This window comes from Sphaerospermopsis sp. LEGE 08334 (genome assembly GCF_015207205.1).
Classification (GTDB): Bacteria; Cyanobacteriota; Cyanobacteriia; order Cyanobacteriales; family Nostocaceae; genus Sphaerospermopsis.
The window spans coordinates 1-23,362 of the sequence record NZ_JADEXH010000029.1; the positions used below are offsets into that span (position 1 = coordinate 1).

At 37.7% G+C, this 23,362-nt stretch carries 20 protein-coding genes; 7 read left to right on the forward strand and 13 right to left on the reverse strand.

The window, feature by feature from the left end; genetic code table 11:
* Window positions 1-301: 301 nt before the first annotated feature.
* Entirely contained in the window at window positions 302-541 is a 240-nt protein-coding gene (locus IQ237_RS16520) for a hypothetical protein (protein WP_194057027.1), read from the reverse strand.
* 529 nt (window positions 542-1,070) lie between these two features.
* Here IQ237_RS16520 and IQ237_RS16525 point away from each other — a divergent pair.
* The 6 genes from IQ237_RS16525 (at window position 1,071) to IQ237_RS16550 (ending at window position 7,681) form a co-directional block, all read left to right on the forward strand.
* A complete protein-coding gene (locus IQ237_RS16525) occupies window positions 1,071-1,742 on the forward strand; it encodes a glutathione S-transferase family protein (protein WP_194057029.1) in 672 nt (223 codons plus the stop codon).
* Between the two features lie 96 nt (window positions 1,743-1,838).
* Window positions 1,839-2,795 (forward strand): sulfurtransferase, encoded by a 957-nt coding sequence (locus IQ237_RS16530; protein WP_228020391.1) that lies wholly within the window; start codon window positions 1,839-1,841, stop codon window positions 2,793-2,795.
* 146 nt (window positions 2,796-2,941) lie between these two features.
* On the forward strand, window positions 2,942-3,115 hold the full coding sequence (locus tag IQ237_RS16535) for a hypothetical protein (RefSeq protein ID WP_194057173.1): 174 nt from the start codon (window positions 2,942-2,944) through the stop codon (window positions 3,113-3,115).
* A gap of 11 nt (window positions 3,116-3,126) precedes the next feature.
* On the forward strand, window positions 3,127-4,104 hold the full coding sequence (locus tag IQ237_RS16540; protein WP_194057033.1) for a formylglycine-generating enzyme family protein: 978 nt from the start codon (window positions 3,127-3,129) through the stop codon (window positions 4,102-4,104).
* A gap of 200 nt (window positions 4,105-4,304) precedes the next feature.
* On the forward strand, window positions 4,305-6,671 hold the full coding sequence (locus IQ237_RS16545) for an arylsulfatase (protein WP_194057035.1): 2,367 nt from the start codon (window positions 4,305-4,307) through the stop codon (window positions 6,669-6,671).
* 128 nt (window positions 6,672-6,799) lie between these two features.
* Window positions 6,800-7,681, forward strand: a complete 882-nt coding sequence (locus IQ237_RS16550) for a bile acid:sodium symporter family protein (protein ID WP_194057037.1) — start codon at window positions 6,800-6,802, stop codon at window positions 7,679-7,681.
* Window positions 7,682-8,057: 376 nt separating this feature from the next.
* Here IQ237_RS16550 and ssuE read toward each other — a convergent pair whose 3' ends face one another.
* From ssuE to IQ237_RS16595, 9 genes are all read right to left on the reverse strand, one after another.
* A complete protein-coding gene (gene ssuE / locus IQ237_RS16555) occupies window positions 8,058-8,624 on the reverse strand; it encodes an NADPH-dependent FMN reductase (protein WP_194057039.1) in 567 nt (188 codons plus the stop codon).
* A 23-nt stretch (window positions 8,625-8,647) separates the two neighbouring features.
* Window positions 8,648-9,817 carry an FMNH2-dependent alkanesulfonate monooxygenase gene (gene ssuD, locus IQ237_RS16560; protein WP_194057041.1) on the reverse strand — a complete coding sequence of 390 codons (1,170 nt, stop codon included), beginning with the start codon at window positions 9,815-9,817 and terminating at the stop codon, window positions 8,648-8,650.
* Window positions 9,818-9,981: 164 nt separating this feature from the next.
* On the reverse strand, window positions 9,982-10,782 hold the full coding sequence (gene ssuC, locus IQ237_RS16565; RefSeq protein ID WP_194057043.1) for an aliphatic sulfonate ABC transporter permease SsuC: 801 nt from the start codon (window positions 10,780-10,782) through the stop codon (window positions 9,982-9,984).
* Between the two features lie 426 nt (window positions 10,783-11,208).
* Window positions 11,209-12,264, reverse strand: a complete 1,056-nt coding sequence (locus tag IQ237_RS16570; RefSeq protein WP_194057163.1) for a sulfonate ABC transporter substrate-binding protein — start codon at window positions 12,262-12,264, stop codon at window positions 11,209-11,211.
* A gap of 167 nt (window positions 12,265-12,431) precedes the next feature.
* Window positions 12,432-13,295 (reverse strand): TauD/TfdA family dioxygenase, encoded by an 864-nt coding sequence (locus IQ237_RS16575; RefSeq protein WP_194057045.1) that lies wholly within the window; start codon window positions 13,293-13,295, stop codon window positions 12,432-12,434.
* Between the two features lie 72 nt (window positions 13,296-13,367).
* Window positions 13,368-14,483 carry an aliphatic sulfonate ABC transporter substrate-binding protein gene (locus IQ237_RS16580; protein ID WP_194057046.1) on the reverse strand — a complete coding sequence of 372 codons (1,116 nt, stop codon included), beginning with the start codon at window positions 14,481-14,483 and terminating at the stop codon, window positions 13,368-13,370.
* 233 nt (window positions 14,484-14,716) lie between these two features.
* Window positions 14,717-15,523, reverse strand: a complete 807-nt coding sequence (locus tag IQ237_RS16585) for an ATP-binding cassette domain-containing protein (RefSeq protein WP_194057048.1) — start codon at window positions 15,521-15,523, stop codon at window positions 14,717-14,719.
* 758 nt (window positions 15,524-16,281) lie between these two features.
* On the reverse strand, window positions 16,282-17,103 hold the full coding sequence (locus IQ237_RS16590; protein ID WP_194057050.1) for an NADPH-dependent oxidoreductase: 822 nt from the start codon (window positions 17,101-17,103) through the stop codon (window positions 16,282-16,284).
* A gap of 178 nt (window positions 17,104-17,281) precedes the next feature.
* Window positions 17,282-19,039 (reverse strand): iron uptake porin, encoded by a 1,758-nt coding sequence (locus tag IQ237_RS16595; protein WP_194057052.1) that lies wholly within the window; start codon window positions 19,037-19,039, stop codon window positions 17,282-17,284.
* A 457-nt stretch (window positions 19,040-19,496) separates the two neighbouring features.
* On the opposite strand from IQ237_RS16595, the gene IQ237_RS16600 reads away from it, so the two are divergent.
* On the forward strand, window positions 19,497-20,537 hold the full coding sequence (locus IQ237_RS16600) for an NADP(H)-dependent aldo-keto reductase (protein ID WP_194057054.1): 1,041 nt from the start codon (window positions 19,497-19,499) through the stop codon (window positions 20,535-20,537).
* A 623-nt stretch (window positions 20,538-21,160) separates the two neighbouring features.
* Here the strand turns inward: IQ237_RS16600 and IQ237_RS16605 are convergent.
* The 3 genes from IQ237_RS16605 to IQ237_RS16615 all read right to left on the reverse strand — a co-directional run bounded on the left by IQ237_RS16605 (window position 21,161) and on the right by IQ237_RS16615 (window position 23,312).
* A complete protein-coding gene (locus tag IQ237_RS16605) occupies window positions 21,161-21,709 on the reverse strand; it encodes a DUF1634 domain-containing protein (protein ID WP_194057056.1) in 549 nt (182 codons plus the stop codon).
* A 2-nt stretch (window positions 21,710-21,711) separates the two neighbouring features.
* A complete protein-coding gene (locus IQ237_RS16610) occupies window positions 21,712-22,548 on the reverse strand; it encodes a sulfite exporter TauE/SafE family protein (RefSeq protein WP_194057058.1) in 837 nt (278 codons plus the stop codon).
* Window positions 22,549-22,673: 125 nt separating this feature from the next.
* Entirely contained in the window at window positions 22,674-23,312 is a 639-nt protein-coding gene (locus IQ237_RS16615) for a cadmium resistance transporter (protein ID WP_194057060.1), read from the reverse strand.
* Between the last annotated feature and the right edge of the window lie 50 nt (window positions 23,313-23,362).

The following is a 23,362-nucleotide window of genomic DNA, read 5'->3' on the forward strand; positions in this document are numbered from 1 at the left end:
ATTCAGTCTCATTCTCTCATTTTTTCCTGAATTTATTCTCAATGCCCTATGAATTTCTCTTTAGTAGTCAAATGGGAATTAAAGTCTATATTTTTACTTTCTTTATTGCGTATTTATATTTAAGCCTTTATGCTGCTTATGATACTTGTATATATACTACATTTTGAAGTGCGGAATGTGGGTTTAATGATTTATGATGATAACCGCACTAAAGCCCAGGGGAAAATTACTGCTTTGTTGGAAGATTTGGTTTGAATTATAAGTAAGTCGGCGGGGAAATTTATAACTATGTAACGGAAATTTAACAATAATACCCATTGTTATGATTTGCTATTTTTTCCACGTACCACCCATGTGCATTTAACCTCACTACCTCTCCTCGGTCTTTGACTTTCTGTGGCACATCCACAGTTCTCAGTTTTAACAGCATTTCGTCTTGCTTACGAGTTAAAAATACCCTCAAACGAGCGCCCATATCTCTATCACCTTGGTAGATGTCTTCTCCGTATTTACTTATCTTTACATAGTTTGGTTTTTTCACGCCGACTTACTTACATTTTGAGAAAAATGTTTGCTAAAAGACTTGTTTTTTAGTAAAAACTATGAAATACTCCTAAAATAATACTTTAATCCGACCGATAAACCGTAGTTAATTTTAAGCCCTGGTATTTTGCCAGTCAAAAAAATGTAACTCGTAGAAGTGAAATTGCTTCACTTCTATCTTTGGCTGTCATTCAAGTTGCAATTTTTATAATTAGGAGATGCGGAATAAATGTAAAACATAGATAAATCAAAGGATTGAGGCGAAAAATAGAACAATGAGGTGCAAGGCTTCGCCGTGAGCGTCAGCCGATAGCGTAGCGTGGCGTTAGCCATACGGTTTTTCAAGATAGGAGTAGCAAAATTGAAAATAGTGAGCGTGAAATAGGGAAAAATTTGTTGCCAACAGATAGCCCAAACTCTTGTCTTTTGCCTGTCTATACGAAAATACTTTTATGGCTTACGCCACGCTATCAGCAAGCCCTAATTAACTAAAAAATCAAACAAATTCCAATCAAGGAAAGGACTAAATGAGTACATTACAAATTTATTTCGCTAAAGCCTCTACTTTTTCCCAAAGAACCCGTGTAGTGTTGCTGGAAAAAGGAATTGATTTTACACCAGTTGAAATTGATTTACAGAATAAACCAGAAGCTTTTACCCAAGTTTCTCGCTATGGAAAAGTTCCAGCCATCAAACATGGTAATGTGGAAATATATGAATCCGCAATTATCAATGAATATTTAGAAGAAGTATTTCCCGAACCAGCTTTATTACCTCATGATCCTGCTCAAAAAGCGGTTGCAAGAATTTGGATAGATTATGCTAATACCCGTTTAGTTCCAGCTTTTAATAAATTCCTACGTGGTAAAGATACCCAAGAACAAGAACAAGGAAAGAGGGAGTTTTTAGAGTCTCTTTTGTATATTGAAGAAGAAGGATTAGGTAAACTTTCTGGTAATAGTCCTTACTTCTTAGGTGAAAATCTGAGTTTAGTTGATATTAGTTTCTATCCTTGGTTTGAAAGATTACCAGTTTTAGAGAAATTCCGTAATTTTACATTCCCCACAGAAACACCTAAATTACAGGAATGGTGGCATAATTTACGTCAACGGGAATCTATTCAACAAGTTGCCAATCCTACAGAATTTTATGTAGAAAGATTCGCTAAAATTCTTGGTTTAACGGTAACAACGGCGTAGAATGCGGTTTTTGAGATTACTTTAATATTCCTGCTAATTAAAGTAATTTCACTAAGTAATGAAGATTTTGATGAAATAGAAATAAAGGTGAAAATGATGTTTAAAAGTTTTTCTTTAAAGAATCTGAAAAAACCTAAGTTATTTGCTTTGGTGACAGTGTTTTTTGCATTTTTAGTAAGTATTCCCTTATTACCTTTGCCAGTATTATCAGCTAATTCTCGCGCCAACATTCAATTTGTTTCGCCAAATTGGGTAGCTGAAAACGCCAAAGATCCTAACCTCAGAATTTTAGATGTACGTAATTTTCCTCTCGACTATATAGAAGGACATCTTCCTAATGCTGTAAACATTGCTGATACGGCTTTTAGAGGTCCAAAAGAAGGATTACCAGTACAATATTGGAACAATCAAAAATTAGGAGAAATATTTGCTAATTCAGGAGTAACAAATAACAGTCGTGTACTTGTATATTCAGATGGGAGAGATGTTTTAGGTGCAACAATGGTTGCTTATTTACTAGAACGTTCTGGATTGAAAGATATTGCCGTATTGGATGGTGGTTATGCAGGGTATCAAGCTGCTCAAGATGTAACTAAAGAGTTTCCTAAATATTCCGTTGGTAAATTCACAGTTAAAGATAATCCTTCAGTGCGTGTGAATTTAAATGATGTGAGAAAACTTATTGGTAAACCAGGAGTTGTTTTTATTGATCCTAGACCAGAAAAATTGTTCCGGGGTGAGGAAAATCTTTGGATACGCAATGGACATATTCCTGGTGCGCGGAATATTCCTTGGGTAACATTTACAGATGCTAAAAATCCTCACAAATTAAAGTCATTAGATGAAATTAAAAAAATTCTGGCAGATAAAAAGATTACTCCTGAAAATGACATTATTGTTTCTTGTAGTACAGGACGAGAAGCCACATTACAATATGTGGTTTTAAAGCATCTGCTTAATTATCCCAAAGTCAGAATTTATGAAGGTTCTTGGACAGAATATAGCACTCACAAAGATTTACCAGTGGCTACTGGAGAGGAGAAATTAACGTAAGCATTCAGCTTTCAGCCGTCAGCCGTCAGCCATCAGCTATATACCTGAAATATGGAAATACAAAGAATGAAAAGAAACAGAGGCAGATAACATTCCTAAGATGAAAACGTCTGAATACTGACAAACTAACTTAGAAAAGAGATCAGGTGAAAAATCAATCCATGAGATATGCAATTTTGTTAATTACTGCTGCAATGTTGATCTTTAGTTCTGGATATGTGTTTGCTGCTAATAATCTCGATCAAGATAACTTGGTCAGTTGTAGAAGTAGTCAAGAAGAACCTCCCAGTGATTCTACAAGCGATCGCTCAGGAGCTTAATACAACGTAAAATGCGGTTTTTAATATTGCTCCTCATTCAAGTAGTTGCACTGATATCGCTATTTACCAATTCACCAGCATTTGCCGTTAACCCCTGTCCTCCAGGAATGGTAATGATTTCTGGAGGTACATTCAAAATGGGAGCAGATGATTCTGGTTTTGAGAAAGAGCAAACAGCAGAAAATGTCACAGTTACATCGTTCTGCATTGATAAATACGAAGTGACAAACGCCCAATTTACAGAGTTTGTCAAAGCCACAAACTATGTAACGGTTGCCGAACGCCCTTTATCTAAACAGCAGTTTCCCGACTTATCAGATGAAGAAAGATTACCCGGTTCTCTAGTTTTTCAAATGCCAAAACCAGGAGTTAAGCGAGTTCAGCTTCTTAGTTGGTGGCATTGGACACCCGGTGCTAACTGGCAGCATCCCTTCGGCAGTGATAGCACAATTGTCGGTAAAGAAAACTATCCAGTTGTGCATATTGCTTATGAAGATGCACTAGCCTACGCCCAATGGGTAGGAAAATCACTACCAACAGAAGGACAATGGGAATATGCTGCTCGTGGTGGTTTAGAAGGTGCAACTTATACCTGGGGAAATCAGTATTCAGCCAAAAAAGCCAATACTTGGCAGGGGATTTTCCCATTTTTCAATACCAAAGCTGATGGTTATGTAGGAACAGCAAAAGTAGGCTCTTTCCCACCTAATGGTTATGGACTTTACGACATGACCGGTAACGTTTGGGAGTGGACTTCCGATTTATTCAACGATAGATCCCCGACTTCTCAAAGAAGTGGGGGATCTGTTAACCAAAGTTTTGATCCTAAAAAACCCACAGAAACCGCCCTGCACGTCATCAAAGGTGGCTCTTACCTATGTGCGCCAAACTATTGTAGCCGTTATCGTCCAGCCGCAAGGGAATCAGAATCTCCTGATACCGGAACAACCCATATCGGATTTCGCTTAGTCAAGAACTTGACGAGGTGACAGGTAACAGTCAGCAGAAGAACTTTATTAGTCTTCCTCATACAAGACTTATAAGAAAAACTCTCTGAAACCCTCTTTTCTTCGTGTTCTTTGTGTTCTTCGTGGTTCGTTTTTCTCTTATTTGTACATAAGTCTTAACACTCTTAATCTCTCTTTGCACCTCTGCGTGAGACAAAAAAATAGTCCTAAAAGGTTATTGTATGTTCCATTCAACTTTACGTGCGATCGCCTCCGGCGCTGCGCTCCGCGCAATCGCCCTATCTCTTTCCATCATCTTTCTAATTACAACAAACCCCGCCCTAGCCGCAACATCAAAAGTTTTACCAGTAAATCCACCATCTTTTGAAGGTAAAATTGGTATAACTTATCAAGAATCAACACCGGATTTTCCTGCACCTATTAAAGCCCCGGGAAAAGCCCCCAATGTACTATTAGTATTGTTGGATGATGTAGGTTTTGGGCAAGCGAGTACCTTTGGTGGACCCGTAGATACCCCGAATTTAACTCTTTTAGCTGAAAAAGGATTACGTTATAACCAATTCCACACTACAGCCCTCTGTTCACCTACACGGGCAGCTTTATTAACTGGACGCAATCATCATTCAGTCGGTACAGGTGTAGTTGCAGAGTTAGCATCAGGCTTTCCTGGTTACACAACTATTTTACCTAAGAGTGCGGCTACTGTAGCGGAAGTATTACGGCAAAACGGATATAACACCGCAGCTTTTGGTAAATGGCATAATACACCAGATTATGAAACCAGTGCAGTTGGTCCCTTTGATCGCTGGCCAACAGGGTTAGGATTTGAGTATTTTTACGGTTTTTTAGGTGGTGATACTAACCAATGGAGTCCGGCTTTAGTAGAAAATACTAAGCGAGTTGCACCACCAACCAATAACCCTGATTATCATTTGACACCAGATTTAGTAAATCATGCCATTAGCTGGATTCATTCTCAACAGTCTATAGCTCCTGACAAGCCCTTTTTTACCTATTTGGCTACCGGTGCTACCCATGCACCCCATCACGCCCCCAAAGCCTGGATAGACAAGTATCAAGGCAAGTTTGACCAAGGCTGGGATAAATTACGAGAAGAAACCTTTGCACGTCAGAAACAACTGGGTGTAATTCCTGCTAATGCCCAACTTACCCCCCGTCCCAAAGAATTGCCAGCGTGGGATTCCTTATCTCCAGATGATCAAAAAATCTATGCCCATGAAATGGAAGTATTTGCGGGATTTTTAGCACATACCGACCATGAAGTAGGAAGATTAATTGATGCCATTGACCAAATTGGTGAATTAGACAATACCTTAATTTTCTACATCGTTGGTGATAATGGTGCTAGTGCTGAAGGTGGTTTAGCTGGTAGCGTTAATGAATTAAAAGTTTTCAATAAAGTACCCGAAAGTCGAGAACAACTGTTAGCTTCTTTAAATGACTTAGGTAGTCCCAAAACCTTTAATCATTATCATGCAGCTTGGGCTTGGGCTGGTACAACTCCCTTTCAATGGACTAAACAAATAGCCTCTCATTTTGGTGGTACTCGTAACCCCTTAATTATTGCATGGGGGGATAAAATCAAAGATCAAGGTGGACTTCGTAGCCAATTCCATCATGTTATTGATATTACACCAACTATTTTTGAAGCTGCGGGAATTACTGCACCCACCCAAGTTAACGGGGTAAAACAACAGAAAATTGAAGGAACAAGTCTCGTTTACACATTTGATGATCCTGAAGCTGATTCTAAACACGAAACCCAGTATTTTGAGATGTTTGGAAACCGGGCTATTTACGATGATGGATGGATAGCTGCGGCGCGTCATCCCCGATTACCTTGGCAGGGTACAATCAATGCAGACTTCGAGAAAGATCCTTGGGAACTATACAACATTGAGGAAGATTTCAGCGAAGCCAATAACCTAGCATCTGAAAATCCAGAGAAACTGGAAAAACTGCAAAAGTTGTTTTTATCAGAAGCGCGTAAACACAAAGTTTTACCATTAGATGATCGCGTTTCTGAAAGATTTGATGTTCAAAGTCGTCCTTCTCCGGCCACAGGACGCACCACCTTTACTTACTATTCTGGTGGAGTTAGCATTCCCGAAGGTAGCGCCCCAAGTTTAAAAAATAGATCCTTTAGTATTACTGCTGATGTAGAAATTCCAGAAAGTGGTGCGGAGGGTGTTTTATTAACTCAAGGTGGACGTTTTGCTGGTTGGGGATTTTTCCTAGAAGATAGTAAACCAACCTACGTTTATAACTTTGCTAATTCCGAACGCTACATTATTCAATCTCCTGAAAAATTAGCCCCTGGTAAATCAACAATTAAATTTAATTTTGATTATGACGGTGGTGGAGTTGGTGCTGGTGGAATTGGCAAGTTATTTATTAATGATCAACAGGTGGCTGAGGGTCGAATTGAAAAAACTTTACCCTACCGTTTAGCTTTAAATGAAACTTTTGATGTTGGTCGAGATACAGGTACTCCGATTGTGGAAACCTATCAAGTACCGTTTGCGTTCACAGGTAATTTACAGAAAGTTACTTTGAATTTGAAGTAATTGTTTTCTCACGCAGAGGCGCAGAGGCGCGGAGAGCAAGATAGAGTATATTTTAAAATTCATGCTGAGTTCTTGCTTTCTTCTTTGCGTCTTTGCTCCTTGGCGACTTTGCGTGAAATAAAAAATTTATGCACCAAATTATTCCCATCCTTGACAAAATTGCATTTCTGGCTTTTGTTGTTGCTACTATGTTTGGTACAGGTTTAAAGTTAACTGTACAACAGATTTGGCAACCTCTTCGTAATATCCGTTTGGTTGTTTTATCGCTAATCACAAATTTTGTTTTAGTGCCGCTTTTTGTATATTTGTTGCTGCAATTAATACCTGTTAATGAACCAGTGAAAGATGGTTTTATCATTATGGCATTAGCATCAGGTCCTCCAGCTTTACCTAAGCTTGCCCAAATAGTGAAGGGTAATTTAGCCTTTTCTACAGGGTTGATGATGATGTTAATGTTCGGCACTGTTTTTTATATGCCGATTGTATTACCATTAGTTTTACAAGGTGTAGAAGTCAATTCTTGGGATATTGCCAAACCTTTAATATTGATGATGTTAACACCATTGGGAATTGGATTATTAATTAAGAATAAATCGGAAGATATCGCTTTCAATCTGCAAACAATTACTTTCAAAATATCTAATTTTGGATGGCTTTTAGGTTTAGGAGTGAGGTTGATAGTACACTTCAATGAAATTATTGTTTTATTGAAAACTGGTGTGATCTTTGTTTGTGCTATTTTTATTATCTTTTCTTTTACTGTCGGTTATTTATTAGGTGGGTCTGGTATTGATACTCGAAGAGTTTTAGGAGTTGGAACTGCTCAACGTAATTTTGCTGCTGCTTTATTAATAGGTACGAGTAATTTTGATGATCCAAACGTGATTAGTGTGATTATGGTGACGAGTTTATTAATGATGGTTTCAGTTCTGATTTTGGGGAAAAATTTACCAGAATTAGATCAAGGACAGAGTGTGGAAATAGAGCAAGAGCATTTGGAAGTTTCGTGATGACATTAAAATGATTGTATTCCCTCAATATTTTGGAGAAAAAGTTATTCATTTGAGGGTGCAAAAAGCAAGGTAAAACCAATATATGTAGGGGTTGCTGAGAAAGTCTTTCCGTTAAGGTAGGTGACAGGTGATAGGTGACAGTGATAAAAGCCTTTCAGTGTCTAAGTTTTAGTTTTGGTTGATGCCCTAACCGCCTTGTCTACGGCTATATTAGAAAACTATGTATAGGGGAGAGTTTGACGGTAAAAAAGAATGGTCTCGTCAAATTAACAAGACCACAAAAATAAATGTTACCACTATTTTATCAAACAATCCTGCAAAAATACCTGAGCAATAGCTATGATGCCAAGTAACTGGTATAGAGAAAGTTTAACTAATTGGCATAAGCCAACTTTTTGACATCTGGTTGGGCATTATTTACAGCTTGCACAAAGTTTTTTACAACATCTTGTAGGCGTTGTTCAAGTTCTTGATCTAACTGCAAGCTACCATCAGCTTGAATTTGAATTTGCTTATCCACTGCGTAAACTGTACTTAAAATATGCCTTGCACCTAATTCACCTAAAACTGGTTTTAGGGCATATTCAATTGATAACAAATGAGCAATTGTTCCACCCGTAGCTAAGGGTAAGATAATCTTATCTGTCAAAGCTTTCTGTGGTAGCAAATCTAAAAAAGATTTCAGTAAACCTGTATATGCAGCTTTGTAAATTGGAGTGGCAATAATTACGCCGCTTGCTTGTTCTAGAAGTGCTTTTGGCTGTTCTAAAGCTGGGCTGTTATAACGCCCATAAACTAAATCCTCAGCAGGTAAATCTCGCACAGAAATAATATTGGTTTCTAAACCTTGTTGGGAACTCAATTGAGTTGCATATTCCAACAGTCCATAGGTTCTGGAAGGATGAGAAGGACTACCAGCGATCGCTAAAATATAAGCCATGTTACAAAAACCTCTTGATTTAATTAATCTACAGTTGCTACTGTTGTTTCTCGAAGTTGTTCTTTAAGCTGTTGGGGAAATTCCCGGTTAGCAACAATCTCGCCAAAGGGACTTAATAGTTGCGGTTCTACTATTGGTAAATTATCCAAAGGTAAGCGAGGAAAAAGCAATTCGGCTACTCGATAAGCTTCTTCTAAATGGGGATAACCAGAGAAGATAAAAGTATCAATTCCTAAGTTTGCATACTCCTCCATTCTTTTAGCAACAGTATCAGGATCACCTACTAATGCAGTTCCCGCACCACCACGCACCAAACCAATTCCTGCCCATAAATTAGGGCTAATTTCTAACGCTTCCCGACTGCCATTATGTAATTCCTTCATGCGTTTTTGTCCTTCAGAATCCATGCGAGAATAGGCTTTTTGGGCTTTGTTAATAGCCTCATCATCGACATAGCGAATCAAATCATTAGCTGCATCCCAAGCTTGACTCTCAGTTTCTCTGACAATTACATGAAGACGAATCCCAAACCGTAAGGTTCTACCTTGTGCTTCTGCTAAACGTTTTACAGAGGCGATTTTTTCTGCTACTTGTTCAGGTGGTTCACCCCAAGTTAGGTATACATCAACGTGCTTGGCAGCAATTTCTTGGGCAATAGGAGAAGAACCACCAAACCACAAAGGTGGATAAGGCTTCTGAACATTAGGAAATAGTATTTTACCTTCTTTGATGTTGAGATAATCACCTTCAAAGTTAGAAATTTCACCTCCAGCAATTTCTCGCCAAACTGTTAAAAATTCATCAGTTAGTTGATAGCGATCATCATGATTTAGGTGCAAACCATCACCCGCTAATTCAACAGGATCACCACCAGTAACTACATTAATTAATAGTCGTCCGCCAGAAATTCTATCAAAAGTTGCAGCCATTCTTGCAGCTACTCCTGGTGACATCAACCCCGGACGTATCGCCACTAAAAACCGCATTTTCTTGGTGTGAGTTACCAAGGTTGAAGCCAAAATCCAAGCATCTTCACAAGAACGACCTGTAGGTAATAAAGCTCCTGTAAACCCTAATTGATCAACCGCTTGGGCAATTTGTCGCCAGTAATCAAAATTGACTGACCTTCCACCTATAGCAGTTCCTATATAGCGTCCATCGCCATGTGTGGGAATAAACCAAAGAACTTGCATGATATTTAAGTGTAAAACTTTGTGATCAAAAACTCAATCAATAACTACGGTAATTCTATCGGCAAACCGTATTATTGAGGTAATGTTTAAGAGTATTGCACAAATGAATCAAGAAAAGCAATACTTTTGCAGAAAATACTGTAACTATATCGAGTATTAGTAGATTAACCCTTTAAATAACTGGGATTCCATTGCAACCAATAATTTTCCAAAGCTCTAGCTATAACATCAGCCAGCTTACCAAAAATAGCATATATTAAAATGCTCAAAACCACCACATCTGTTTGCATAAATTCTCTGGCGTTCATCGCCATGTAACCAATACCAGAATCAGCAGCAATAGTTTCAGCAACGATGAGAGTTAGCCACATAATCCCTAAAGAAAACCGTACACCAACTAAAATTGAAGACATTGCACCAGGGAGAATAATTCGCCAGAACAAACCCCAAGTATTTAAACCGTAAATTTTACCCATTTCAATTAATCCCCTATCAACACTACGAATCCCATGAAAAGTGTTTAAATAAATAGGAAATATTACACCCAAAGATACCAGAAATAATCGTGCCTCATCACCAATACCAAACCATAAAATTACCAATGGAATTAATGCTAAGTTAGGAATATTCCGCAACATTTGCAGAGATGTATCTAGCAATTTTTCAGCAATTGGTGAAATACCATTTATTAAACCTAAACTAAAGCCAATACTACCACCAAGTAAGAAACCCGAAATTGCTCTGGCTGCACTAATACCAATATTTTTAAATAATTCACCAGAAGCACCCATTTTAATGGCTGCATTTAAAACAGATAATGGTGCAGGTAATATCCTAGTGGGAATGACTCCAACCGAAGATAAAATTTGCCAGACAATCAGGATTAGTACAGGTACAACCCAAGGAACGAGTGACTGAATATAGCGATTTTTAATTAGTCGGAACAGAAATTTATTTTTTTTCATTGCGTAGCTAGAGGAAATAGGCGTAGTTGGAAATGAGGATGATTTCATAATCGAAAAATTAAGAAGCTGCTGTTTACAAAATTTGTCTGTAAAATAAAAATGAACAAGTAAAGGAAATAATTTTCTTTCGCTCCTTCTTTTTAATCCTTTTGCAATACTGTCCGATTAAGAATTTTTGTAGGTTGGGTTAAACGATAGCGAAACCCAACAAATCCTTGTAAATTTTGGATTTCGTTCCTCAACCGAACCTACGTTATTTCATTTTTTTGAGCTTAACCAACAAATTTTGATTTCCTTTGTAGCTATACAGATTCAAGAAAAGAAGGCGACAGATGGATAGGTTGGGTTGTAGCTTGCTTCCCGGAGGTTACAAACTGAAAACCAACCTAAATCTGTAACCATCATTTTTAAATTGGTATTATCTGGTTATCTACTACTAAGTCTTGGGGGCGTGATACTTGCGTATTGTTGTGAACTTAAAAATGATTCTCTCACTGCAATTTTTTGAGGTATTACCCCCTCTTTATGGAACAAATCAGCAATACGTTGTTGTTCACGAATTATAGAGTCACTAATTTTTTGTAACCGAAAAGTGCGGCGACGAACTACCACACTTAATAGCGCGGGGTCAAGTTTCAATTCAGGTGCGAGAATTTTCACAACTTCATTAGGATTAGATTCAGCCCAAGCACCTAGCTTATCTATTTCCTCTAGAATTACCCGTACAAGTTCAGGATTTTCTCTGGCAAAGGCGCGTCTTGCCATAACAAATCCACCTTGAGTGGCAATTCCTGACGCATTTCTTAAAACACGGGCATTGGCAGTTCTTTGAACTACAGCAATAAAGGGGTCCCAAGCTACCCAAGCATCAATTTTCTTTTGAATAAAAGCATCACGGGCTTCCGCAGGAGTTAAACTTACTGGTTGAATATCGCTAAATTTTAATCCTACTTCAGCCAACGCTCTTAATAGTAAATAATGAGAGGCTGAACCCCTTTGGAACACTACTTTCTTCCCTTTTAAATCCCTGACACTTTTAATAGGGGAATCCGGCTGAACAACAATTGCGCTACCTTCACCTTTACTCGGTTTACGTGCAGCAAGATAGGCAAGTTGCGCGCCAGCAGCTTGAGCAAAAATAGGTGGAGTTTCCCCTACATTACCAATATCAACTCTATTGGCGTTCATTGCTTCCATCAGTTGGGGTCCGGCAGGAAATGGAGACCATTCTACCTTGATGCCTAAAGGCTCAAGACGCTTATCTACTACTCCTTTTATCTTCACAATATCGCCAGATGTTTGATAGGCCATGCGAACAACTTTGACATTAGCTTTGATACCCGTTTTATTAGCAGGACTAGCATTTTGTGCTTGCACAACGGTTGTAGCAATAGGAGCAGTGAAAAATACAGCCGCCAATGCTGAATATTTGATAAATTTTTGGACAACTGTGCGACGGGGTAAGTTGAAATTAAAGTTCATCATTTTTTATTGAAATTTGCGTGATTTGGAAGATGTTCAAGGTAGGAATTAATTGTCCAAGCTTGCACATATTTAATTTCATAAGTTACTTGATATTGAAAAGCAGATTTGTCCAAAATTTCTGCATAATTAACTTCTAGCGGTTTTTAGTTGCACGGTCAACAAATCTAAAAAGGACGACTACCCGCTAAACTAATCCGTTTTAAAACTCGACGTTGATTAGGATCAAAAGCTTGACGGTAATGCAATGTAGATTGATTATCCCAATAAACAATATCGCCTACAGACCATTTATGTTGATAATAAAATTGATGCTGATGCAGATGATATCGCAACTGTGCAATTAATTCTTGACCCTCTTGGGGATCTAAACCTACAATTTCAACTTCTGTGGCGTAATCTAAATATAAAATCTTCTTGCCACTTTCTGGATGTGTTCTTACTAATGGGTGAGGAAATACAGGACTAATTAGAGCAATATTCTTATCCTCACGATATTTTTTACGCGGTTCTCCTGGTTTATTTAAAAATGGATTATAAGTAATCAACTGTAAATTAGCAATTCGTTTTTTTGTTGATTCATCAAGGGTTTCATAAGCTAAATTCAGATTTAACCATGAAGTATCTCCCCCTGACGATGGAACTTCTAAAGCATAAAGTAAAGAACCACTGGAAGGAAAAGGAGTCCATTTGTGGTCAGAATGAAAAGCTAATTCACCTGTTCCTGTATAACCACCATCAACATTAGAAACAGGAATTATGACTGGTGTTACTCCGGGCTGAGAAGCGAGAACTGGAATATTATCTGGAGGGACAAAAAGAGAACCAAAGTAAAAACTAAAGTTTAAAAATTGCTCATCAGTCAAACTTTGATTTTTGAAGATGAGAATATGATAATCCCGCAGTGCTTGTTTTAATTGTAAAATAACTTCAGGTGCAATGGTTTGACTAGCATCTAGTCCAGTAACTACTGCTCCCAAAGGTGCATCAAGAGGAGTAATTTGAAATTTTGTTAAAGTTAGAGTTGTCATAGTTGAAATTTCAAAATCAATACTTGCAAATTGAATCAGCTATTTAAGCGAAATACTAAATCAGACCCATTATTACTTACTAGCTAACACTTCTTTGGGAGTAATTTCTGCATATTGTTCCGGTGTTAAAAACCCATCTTTAACATTAACTTTCTTGGGTATTAGTCCCAAACTGTACCATTTATCTGCAACTTCTTGTTGCTTGTTGATCACTGCATCGGTAATAGGCACTAATGCAAAATCATATTTGCTGTGCATTTTTTCTAATGTTGGTGGATCAAGTTGAGTCACAGGAGCTAACAATTGAGCAATTTCTTTGGGATTGTTCCTAGACCAAACCTGTGCTTTTTGTAATTCTTCCAAAAAGATTTTAATCACTTGAGGATTTTCTTGATAGAATTTACGGTTTGTGGAAATAAAATTATTAGTATCTCTTAAACCATTACTACCATCTATCAATACACGACCAACTTTGTTCTGCACATTTCTGGTAACGAATGGCTCCCAAATAAACCAAGCATCAACTTTACCTTGACTAAAGGCTGCATTAGCATCTGGAGGTGCTAGGAAAACAGACTCAATATCAGTTAGTTTTAAACCTTCTTTTTCTACGGCTCTAACTGTCAAATAATGCCCAATTGATGCTTTTTGAAAAGCAATTTTTTTACCTTTTAAATCCTTGACACTTTTAGCAGGTGAATTAACTGGAACTAAAAGAGAAACTGATTGACCATCTGAAGAATTAGCAGCTAAATAAACGAGAGGTGCGCCAGCAGCTTGGGAAAAAATAGGAGGTGATTCAGCAGTGGAAGCAATATCGAGTCCACCTGCATTTAAAGCTTCTAATTGTTGTGGACCTGCGGCAAATTCAGGCCATTCAACTTTATAACCTAGAGGTTCTAAGCGTTTTTCCAGAGTACCTTGTTTTTCTAGAACTGCTAAGGCAGTAAGTTGTTTAGAACGAACTATCCTCACTACTTTTTGGGTAGAGGTAGAACTATTCCCAGAGGTGGATGTATTAGTTGTATTAGATGCTGTATTATTTGTCTCTGAATTATTTTTTTGCGGACTATTGCAACTAAATAGTGTAGTTGATAGAACTAAACTATAACCAAAGGCAAATAAGGCATGACGACGAGTAATCCGTCGGTGTTTCCATGATTCAATTTTATCTTTCCAATTTGGCATTATTAAACTACCTTTTATTATTGATTAGGTCAAAAATTTGTCAGCTATTTAAGTTAAGAAAGTGAGGTGGGAAAGGAACACCCACCCCGTATAGGTGCGAGAAAAACTAACTGCCACTGACTGAGAAGAAAACTGAGTAATACTAGATGAAAGTTGCTAGTTATTGATTAATTAACCAATTTATGGGTATACAGAGTCCTGTAGAGTAAAGTTGCGAGTAAAGTTGTGGGCATTTAGGCGATCGCAGAACTAACAGAACTAAAAACGTATTCTACTTCTGGCTGTTGATGTTGATGTTCTGGTTGACCCATAACTCGGTTTAAAATCTTCTCCACTGTCTTAGCAAACTTTGCATCTCCTCTAGCCCGTGGACGTGGGAGATCAATTTTCACATCCATACTAATTTGACCATCTTCAATTAAAACTACCCGGTCTGCTAATACCACAGCTTCTTCTACATCATGGGTAATTAACAGTGCTGTAAACCCTTGTTCTCGCCACAAACGTTCTAATAATTGTTGCATTTCAATTCTAGTTAGGGCATCCAACGCCCCCAAAGGTTCATCTAGCAACAATAAAGAAGGTTTACTTGCCAATGCCCTGGCTAAAGCCACCCGTTGTCTTTGTCCACCGGAAAGGACAGAAGGCCATTCGTGGGCGCGGTCTTCTAACCCTACCTCACGCAGCACTTGTAAAGCTGTTTGCCGAGCATAAACTTTGGAATTAGCACCTATTAAACCTAATTCTACATTTGCCAAAACTCGCTGCCAAGGTAACAAACGAGAATCCTGAAACATCATCCGAACGGCTGGATTAATAGGTTTATCACTATATTTGCCGTTTAACAAAACATGGCCATCACTGGGCGCATCTAGCCCAGCCACTAGACGTAACATTGTACTTTTACCACAGCCACTCCGACCAACAATAGCCACGAATTCTCCTGGCTGAATCTCCAAATCAATTCCTTTTAAAACAGTTTTGTTGCCAAAAGATTTGATCAGTCCTTCAAGATTTAATTGCATTCCTTTATTAGTCATGTTCAAAACCTCTTACTTTTAGATTGTTTACTTGTTAGTGGGAGTAAAGCTGTCAAATAAAAATCAGCAATGCTTATGTAACAGTTTTCTGAGCCGAAATCCTTAGAAAATCAACATATAGCAGAAGACAGGAGGTGAAACACACTGCTATTAATGTTCAGTAATGTCCTAATCTGAATGGCTACAGCTATATTTATGCTCAGGCTTTAGGAAATATGCAAGATTGACAGCAATTCCTCTCTTTTATGAGGTTGATTATCGTATCTCTGGACAAAAAGCTTTAGTAAACAAGCCTCTGGCATTACTGCCAATATGCTTGTTTCTGTGTTGTTTGGTTTAATCTACTGTAAGTCGGTAGGAATACCGTAGCTTTATTTTAGTGTTGCACAATTAGATAAAAATTGCAAGCATCTTTGAGAAAAAATATGAAAAATAGACATAAAAAAATCCCCACTAAGTTATGAGGATTTATTCCATACAAAATTTTTGCAATTAATAGATTAATTGCTTACATCAAACAATAAGAAAAATTTATTTTTGAATATTCGTTAACAAATTCTGATCATAGGACTGAGGTCTAAGGGACTTCCAAAAAAAATATCCCATCGTTTTGATAGCAGAGGAGCAGGGAGCAGGGGGAGGAAAAGTCGTTTTGATGACAGTAATTCGTATAATTTATTTTTTGGAGTTCCCTAAACTGAAAATCAAGACTTTAACATCAAGCGGCTTTCACTCCTGACTCTTGAATTCTGCTATAATTATCGTAATTCAAACCCCAAATTATTCAGAATTTCCTTTAACCTATGACGACCAGATAAAGATTCAGCCGATGCTACTCTTTTACTAGAATGTTCCGACCAATCACCAGGAATATTGATATGTTGTGAATTGTAAAAATTTTCCATGATTTGGTTATATTCTGATATTCCTTGCTCTTGTTCTGCCAGGTTATATGTTTCTCGATGTAAAACTACAGATTGTGGTAAACGTGGTTTAATTGCCACATTGACAACGGGATCTGTATAGCCCACACACAAACCAAAAACAGCAACTACATGAGGAGGTAAATTCAAGATTTGGGCTACCTCTTGTGGTTTATTTCGTAATGCACCGATATACACAGTTCCTAATCCCAGAGATTCTGCGGCGACTACTGCATTTTGCGCTGCTAAGGCTGCATCTATAGCCGCCATCAAAAACATTTCTAAATAATCTAAACCTTGATATGGTAGTCCACGACTTTCGGCAATGTAAGTTAGTCTGGCTAAATCTGCTAACCATACTAAAAATAAAGGACATTGACGAATATGTGCTTGATTATTAGCTAGTTTTGATAATTCTTCTTTACGATTTGCATCTTCAACTGCTACTACACTCCATGTTTGAAGATTGGAGGAAGTAGAAGCAGATTGAGCAGCAGCGATTAAAACTTCTAAAGTTCCTGGGGGTAAAGCATCAGGTAAATAGGCGCGAATAGAACGATGGGATAACAGAGTTGCTAATGTGTCACTCCAAGGAATATCTGGATTAAATTTATCATTACCATACCTGCAATTTAGTAATTGAGTTAGGTTAGTCATAACTTTTAACTTTCGGAAAAATAATGATAGCAAAGAATGAAAATGTCTGAATCAGGATGTCCAGGATTAAAGGATTAACAGGATTAAAGACTTTTAATAAATACGGAATCCTGCCAATCCTCAAATCATGTAAATCTTGATATGGCTTGCGCTATATTATCAGAGGTATTGTACTAGGTTAAAACCTGAAGGTAGTACGCAGCCAACCAACTATACTAGCAGGATTGCTGGCATCTGAATCTGGTGCTGTCACCCAAATAAATCCAGGTGTAATCTCAATATTATCAGTGAGTTTATATTTATACCATCCCTCAATGTGCAGTGAAGTATCTTTGTCTGCTTGACCCTTACCTGCTCCTAAATCTACATTTGAACTTAAACGAGTCAGTGTTGGTGCTTGACCCACAAAAATAGCGCCTAAGCTACCTTTTTTACCCAAATCGGGAAATGTTATTCCTGCTCCCCAGTTCCAGACTTGACCATCTCCATTCCCTAGATAACGATGGGCTGAATAGCCTACAAAAGCATTAGCGGTTAACTTTGGATTTAGTCTGTATAATGCCCCAAGTCCATAGAGATTTCCCACGGTTCCCGCACCAGGTACGGTACTATTTGCTAAGTTACTACCAGCAGCAGGTCCAAAGTTTGTTCCCCCTTGACCAATTGCACCTGGTGGACTGTAGGTATTAGCATAACTCAACCCCACGCGAAAATTTTTATCGCGGCTAAAGTAGGTTAATTGTCCAAAAGCCACATATCTGCCTGTAAATAAACCATTATTAGGTAAGGGGTTATTACCATTAGGCGCACTATAGGATGCTCCTAATTGCCACTGGTCACTGAGATTATGGAGAATAGCAATTCCTGGTCCTGTATCTCCATAGTTATAGACCATATTGCGTCGGGAAAATCGTGTTATCCCATTAGTGAAAGAGCCTTCAAAGGGGTTAGTTGGTCCACTTAAACCTATTTCATTAGCTCCATCTGACTGAGCAAAAATATTAAATTGCGTCTTTTTACCAACAGGAAAACGATAACGAATACCACTAACAAAAATCTGATTGGGTTGAGCAGGATCAGGTCTACGATTATCGGCGGTTCTGCCATCAAATGTTCCAAGAAGGCCAGTCCTAGTTTGTCCCAAAGATTCAATATTTCCACCTGAAAGGACTAATCGCAGTTGATCTTTACCAGTAAAACTTGTGTTTAATGCTAATTGAACTGCATTTTGAAATGTGATAATATTAGGTGCTGGTTTTTTGGTGATCACGTTATTGCCCGCTAAAACACCTCCCAGCACGAACTGAGCCTGACCGCTCAGTGTAGTTGTTGTCGAAAACTGATTGGCTTCTATTTCTGCTGTTCTTGCTTCTAAGTTATCTAGTCTTCCGCGTAATTGAGCAAGTTCGGTACTAAATTCTTCAGTTAATCGCTGTATACTTTCTAAATCTGTTTTCACCGCTAAATCAGATGTAGATGAGGCAATAAGTTTGTTGACTTGATCTAAGCAAGCGTTTAAACCTGCTGTAAATTCATAGCGACTCAAGGCACGATTACCTTTAAATTTACTATCTGGATAACCAGCAATACAACCATAACGTTCTACTAAAGATTGCAAAGCTTGAAATGCCCAGTCAGTTGGTTGGACATCTGAAAGCTGGGATACCGATGTCAGTTGTGACTCACTATCTTGAAACTCATCAGATGAATAGGAAAGTTCTGGGTTAGGTTCTTTTTGGGCAATTATTTGAGTAACTTTTTGAGTAACTTTTTCAGAGTCAGGGATATTTATGCTGACAGTTGATAAGGTCTCTTTACCTGTCGTCTCCTTTTCTTTTCCTCTTTCACTAGCAAAAGATTTTGTACTAGCTGCTAAGACTAACAGGAATATAGACATTGGTAAAGTAAGCAATAAATTCCAAGCAGTTTTTTTCATTTTGGTTGATAACCCCACACACACACAGAATTAGAGCCGATACGAAATTACATGGAATTTCACACTGAATCACAGGAAAAAATCGAACTTCTCAGATAGAACTTTCTTGTAGGTCTATCTGGGTTAGTTTTGTATTCTTAATGACATGAAAACCTAGAGTAATGACATAATTACCTTATGTATAAAAATAATATACGGTAATTTGGTCGAGATACTGTAGTTAATGATTGATAAGTAGCACTATTTCATAAAAAAACTAAAATGTGAGTATTGATGGATACATTTTTTAGAATTTTAAATTAATTGCTACAAAGGGTTGTCTATCTCGTTTGGGTATGATAGGATAAGTTTTAAACTATTAACTCCGACAAATCAGTAGACTTAGTGTAGTTTCAGAAGATAGCCATATTTTTAGTTTTTGTAGCAAAATGGAATTAAGGAGCATTATTCAAACATTATGAAATACAACCAACTTGGTGCAAGCGACCTCAAGGTTTCAGAAATTTGCTTGGGAACGATGACCTATGGACATCAAAATACTATTGAGGAGGCGCATCAACAACTTGACTATGCTGTTGCCCAAGGGATAAATTTCTTAGATACTGCGGAAATGTATCCAGTCCCCCCTCGTGGTGAAACCCAAGGAAAAACTGAGGCTTATATTGGGGAATGGTTAAAGAAACAGCAACGAGATAAACTAATAGTTGCGACTAAAATTGCAGGTCCCGGTCGTCCTTTTTCCTGGTTGAGAGGTGGAAATAATAAAGTTGACCGTGAGAATATTACACAGGCAGTAAATGATAGTTTGCAGAGATTACAAACTGATTATATAGATTTGTATCAAATTCATTGGCCTGATCGTTATGTTCCTACTTTTGGACAAACAAGTTATAATCCAGAATTAGAAAGGGAAACTGTGCCTATTGCGGAACAGTTACAGGCTTTTGCTGATGTGATTAAAGCGGGGAAGATTCGCTATTTAGGTTTAAGCAATGAAACGCCTTGGGGGGTAAGTGAGTTTGTTCGCATTGCTAATGATTTGGGATTACCTAAAGTTTTGACAACTCAAAATGCTTATAATTTACTCAATCGTAATTTTGAATCAGGTTTAGCTGAAGTTTCTCGTTATACAGATGTGGGTTTATTGGCTTACAGTCCTCTTGGGTTTGGGTTTTTAACTGGTAAATACATAGAAAATCAACAATTAGAAAATACGAGAATATCTCTGTTTCCAGGTTTTGGACAACGTTATTTAAAGCCCAATGTACAAGAAGCTGTGGTAGCTTACGTTGAGGTTGCTAAAAAATATAATCTCACACCTGCCCAATTAGCGATCGCCTTTGTCAAAAGTCGCTGGTTTGTGAAAAGTACAATTATTGGTGCAACAACTTTGGCACAATTGCAAGAAAATATAGACAGTGTCAATGTGGTTTTGGATAAAGAGATTTTTGCAGAAATAGATGCAATTCATACTCGTTATCCTAATCCAGCACCTTAACCGGGGTTTGTAAAAAAAATACAAAACTAGATCCTCACTTCACAGAAGACGGCGAGGAAGCCCATATCTTCAATGGGTGGGAGGAATCGCCGCCTGCCGTATTGATTTGCAATTTGCTGATCAGGAATCAACAAGAATAAAAATTAATTAGGGTTTGCTGAAAAAGTCTTTCTTTGAAGATTAAGGATTTCAAGGAGTCAGGAGTTCAAGGATATCAAGGAGTTTTTTGTATTTGGAAACGAGGTAAAAACCAACAAAGTGCAAGGTTTTCCTACTCATAGTTTCCAAAACCTTGCACCTATTTTCTTTGTGATCACCCTCAAACTCTTTATTCATCGTGGTTTTCAGTTTATTCAGCAAACCCTAATTAGGGCTTGCTGAGAAAGTCTTTCCGTGAGGGCATAGGAGTCAGGAGTCAGGAGGAGATTTGAAAATTTCTTTGCCATCTCTCGAAATCCCAAAAAATGCACACTTTTTCCAATATACCCTTCAAACCCCTTGCACTTTTTTCCTCTTTATCAGCCTGTAACCTTTGATATATCTGGGTTTTACATTTATTCAGCAAAACCTAATTATTGTATTAGGTAATAAACAAACTTGATTTTTGATGACATATTTCATTATTATACGCCAAATATGCTATAAGTTAGGCTAAGAAGAACTAATGATGTAATGATGACATAGACAAAATTTCGCTGTAAAAGAAAAGTGAAGAAAGAAATGATCACACGTAAAATAGGGATAGCAATTAGTATTAACAGCCCTAATTGAATAATTCCCCGTCGGCTACCTGCCAAAATCGCTGTCACTACACCTGTTGGGGAGCGAAACTCAGATGGTGTGCCTAGAAATACTTGGTATTCAGCAGGTTCAGAGCCATGATGAATTAAGTACAATATACCTCCGAATAATACTATAGAACTAGCAATTAAAACTCCATATTTAAGAAGGTTACTGAGCAAATATTCTAATTGTTTTTCACTTGCTGATTTTGTCAGTTTTTGATTACTAATAATTTCATTATGATTTATGTGTGCTTTATGATTGAGGCGCTGTGCTTCTAGTTGTTGGATGTCAGAATCTTTTTCCTCTGATTCAAAAGTGGAGAGTTCAACTTCTGTGTCAGCTTGTGTTGAGCAAGTCCACCGGAAACCAGAATTTAATTTATACATAATTATAAACCCCCTATTAAACTGTTGTAAACCATTTTTAATGCCATTACCACCAGTACAAGACTGAAGATAATTCTTAAAGTTTGGGTTTTAGCACCGATTAAAATTCTTGCTCCCAAAAAAGCACCCGGTAAAACTCCTAACATGACAGGCATAGATAACCCAGGATCTATATATCCCCGGCTTAAATAAACACCAGCAGAAGTTGCGGCTGTCACACCAATCATAAAATTGCTAGTAGTGGTGGAAACTTTAAAAGGGAGACGCATGGCCTGATCCATTGCTAACACTTTGAATGCTCCCGAACCAATACCCAATAAACCAGAAAGCACTCCTGCTATTAACATAATGCTAAACCCAGCAGGTAAAGAATTGACATAATAAGGCATGACACCATTAGGAGTTGGGTAAGTACCATTTAGCTGGAGATATTCTGCTAGGGTATCGGTGGAAACAATTTCTGTATGTTCTGGTCTGGGTCTTTGAGACAAATATGCTGAATAAATCAGAACAACTGCCAGAATAATTGTGAGGAATTTGACAGAAACAAAGGCAGCTAATAAAGCTCCAATAATTGCACCAATGGTTGTGGATACCTCCAGAAACATTCCTAACCGCAGATTAGCAAAGCCTTTTTTGATGTAAGTAGAAGCTGAACCTAAAGATGTTGCAATGACTGATACAAGTGATGCACCAACGGCATAGCGAATATCAACACCAAAAACGGAAGTTAATAAAGGAACTATGACAACTCCACCACCTAAACCTGTTAATGATCCCACTAAGCCAGCACTAAATGATCCCAGCCAAACTAATAAAGAAAATGCTAATATGCTCAATTTTTTTTCCTCTTTGGTTATTGGTTATTAGTTATTAGTCATTAGTCATTAGTCATTAGTTATCGGTCATTAGTAAAAATATTTTCCTACCCATTTCCCCATTTCCCCATTGCTACTGTCACTTATTATCTACCAAAATTAATCAGACTAAAGCTATTACTATCAAGAAAGATAAAAGCACCTAATCCGATCAAAACATAGGGCATGAAACGATGACCATATTGAGTGAAAAGATGAGCGATCGCTTGGTTATGAGTTAACTTATATGCAATGTAGCATAATACTCCCACCAACAGAAAGAAAACACTCAAAATCACCAAAAGACTCTGCCAATTACTGCTGGCAAATATCGGCACGTAAATACTTATGTTATCTGTGCCATTAGCAAAAGTAATAGCTGCAACACTGTAAGTTTGCAGATTAAAAAATTTGGCTAACAGTGATTGATGAGAGACTTCTGTTTCTGTATCTACATTTTCTGATTCTTCAACTTCTGAAGTTAGTAAGCTTTTGATGGCAATGATAATTGGTACTAAACCAAACAAACCAATCCAAGGACGAGGCAGAATTAATCCACCAAAAAAACCAGGCAAACTAGCCAGAACTAAAGCTGTAAAACCTACATACTGACCAAGAATAATATGCCACCGTCGAAACTTCACATTTACTTGTGAGAAAAACAAAGTCAGAATTACTAAATCATCAATGTTGGTAGCACTAAAAGCAGCGGCTCCCGTGCTAATTGCAGTTATTAGTCCACTCATAGGAATTTTGGATTTTGGATTTTAGATTTTGGATTATTACTAGAAGTAAA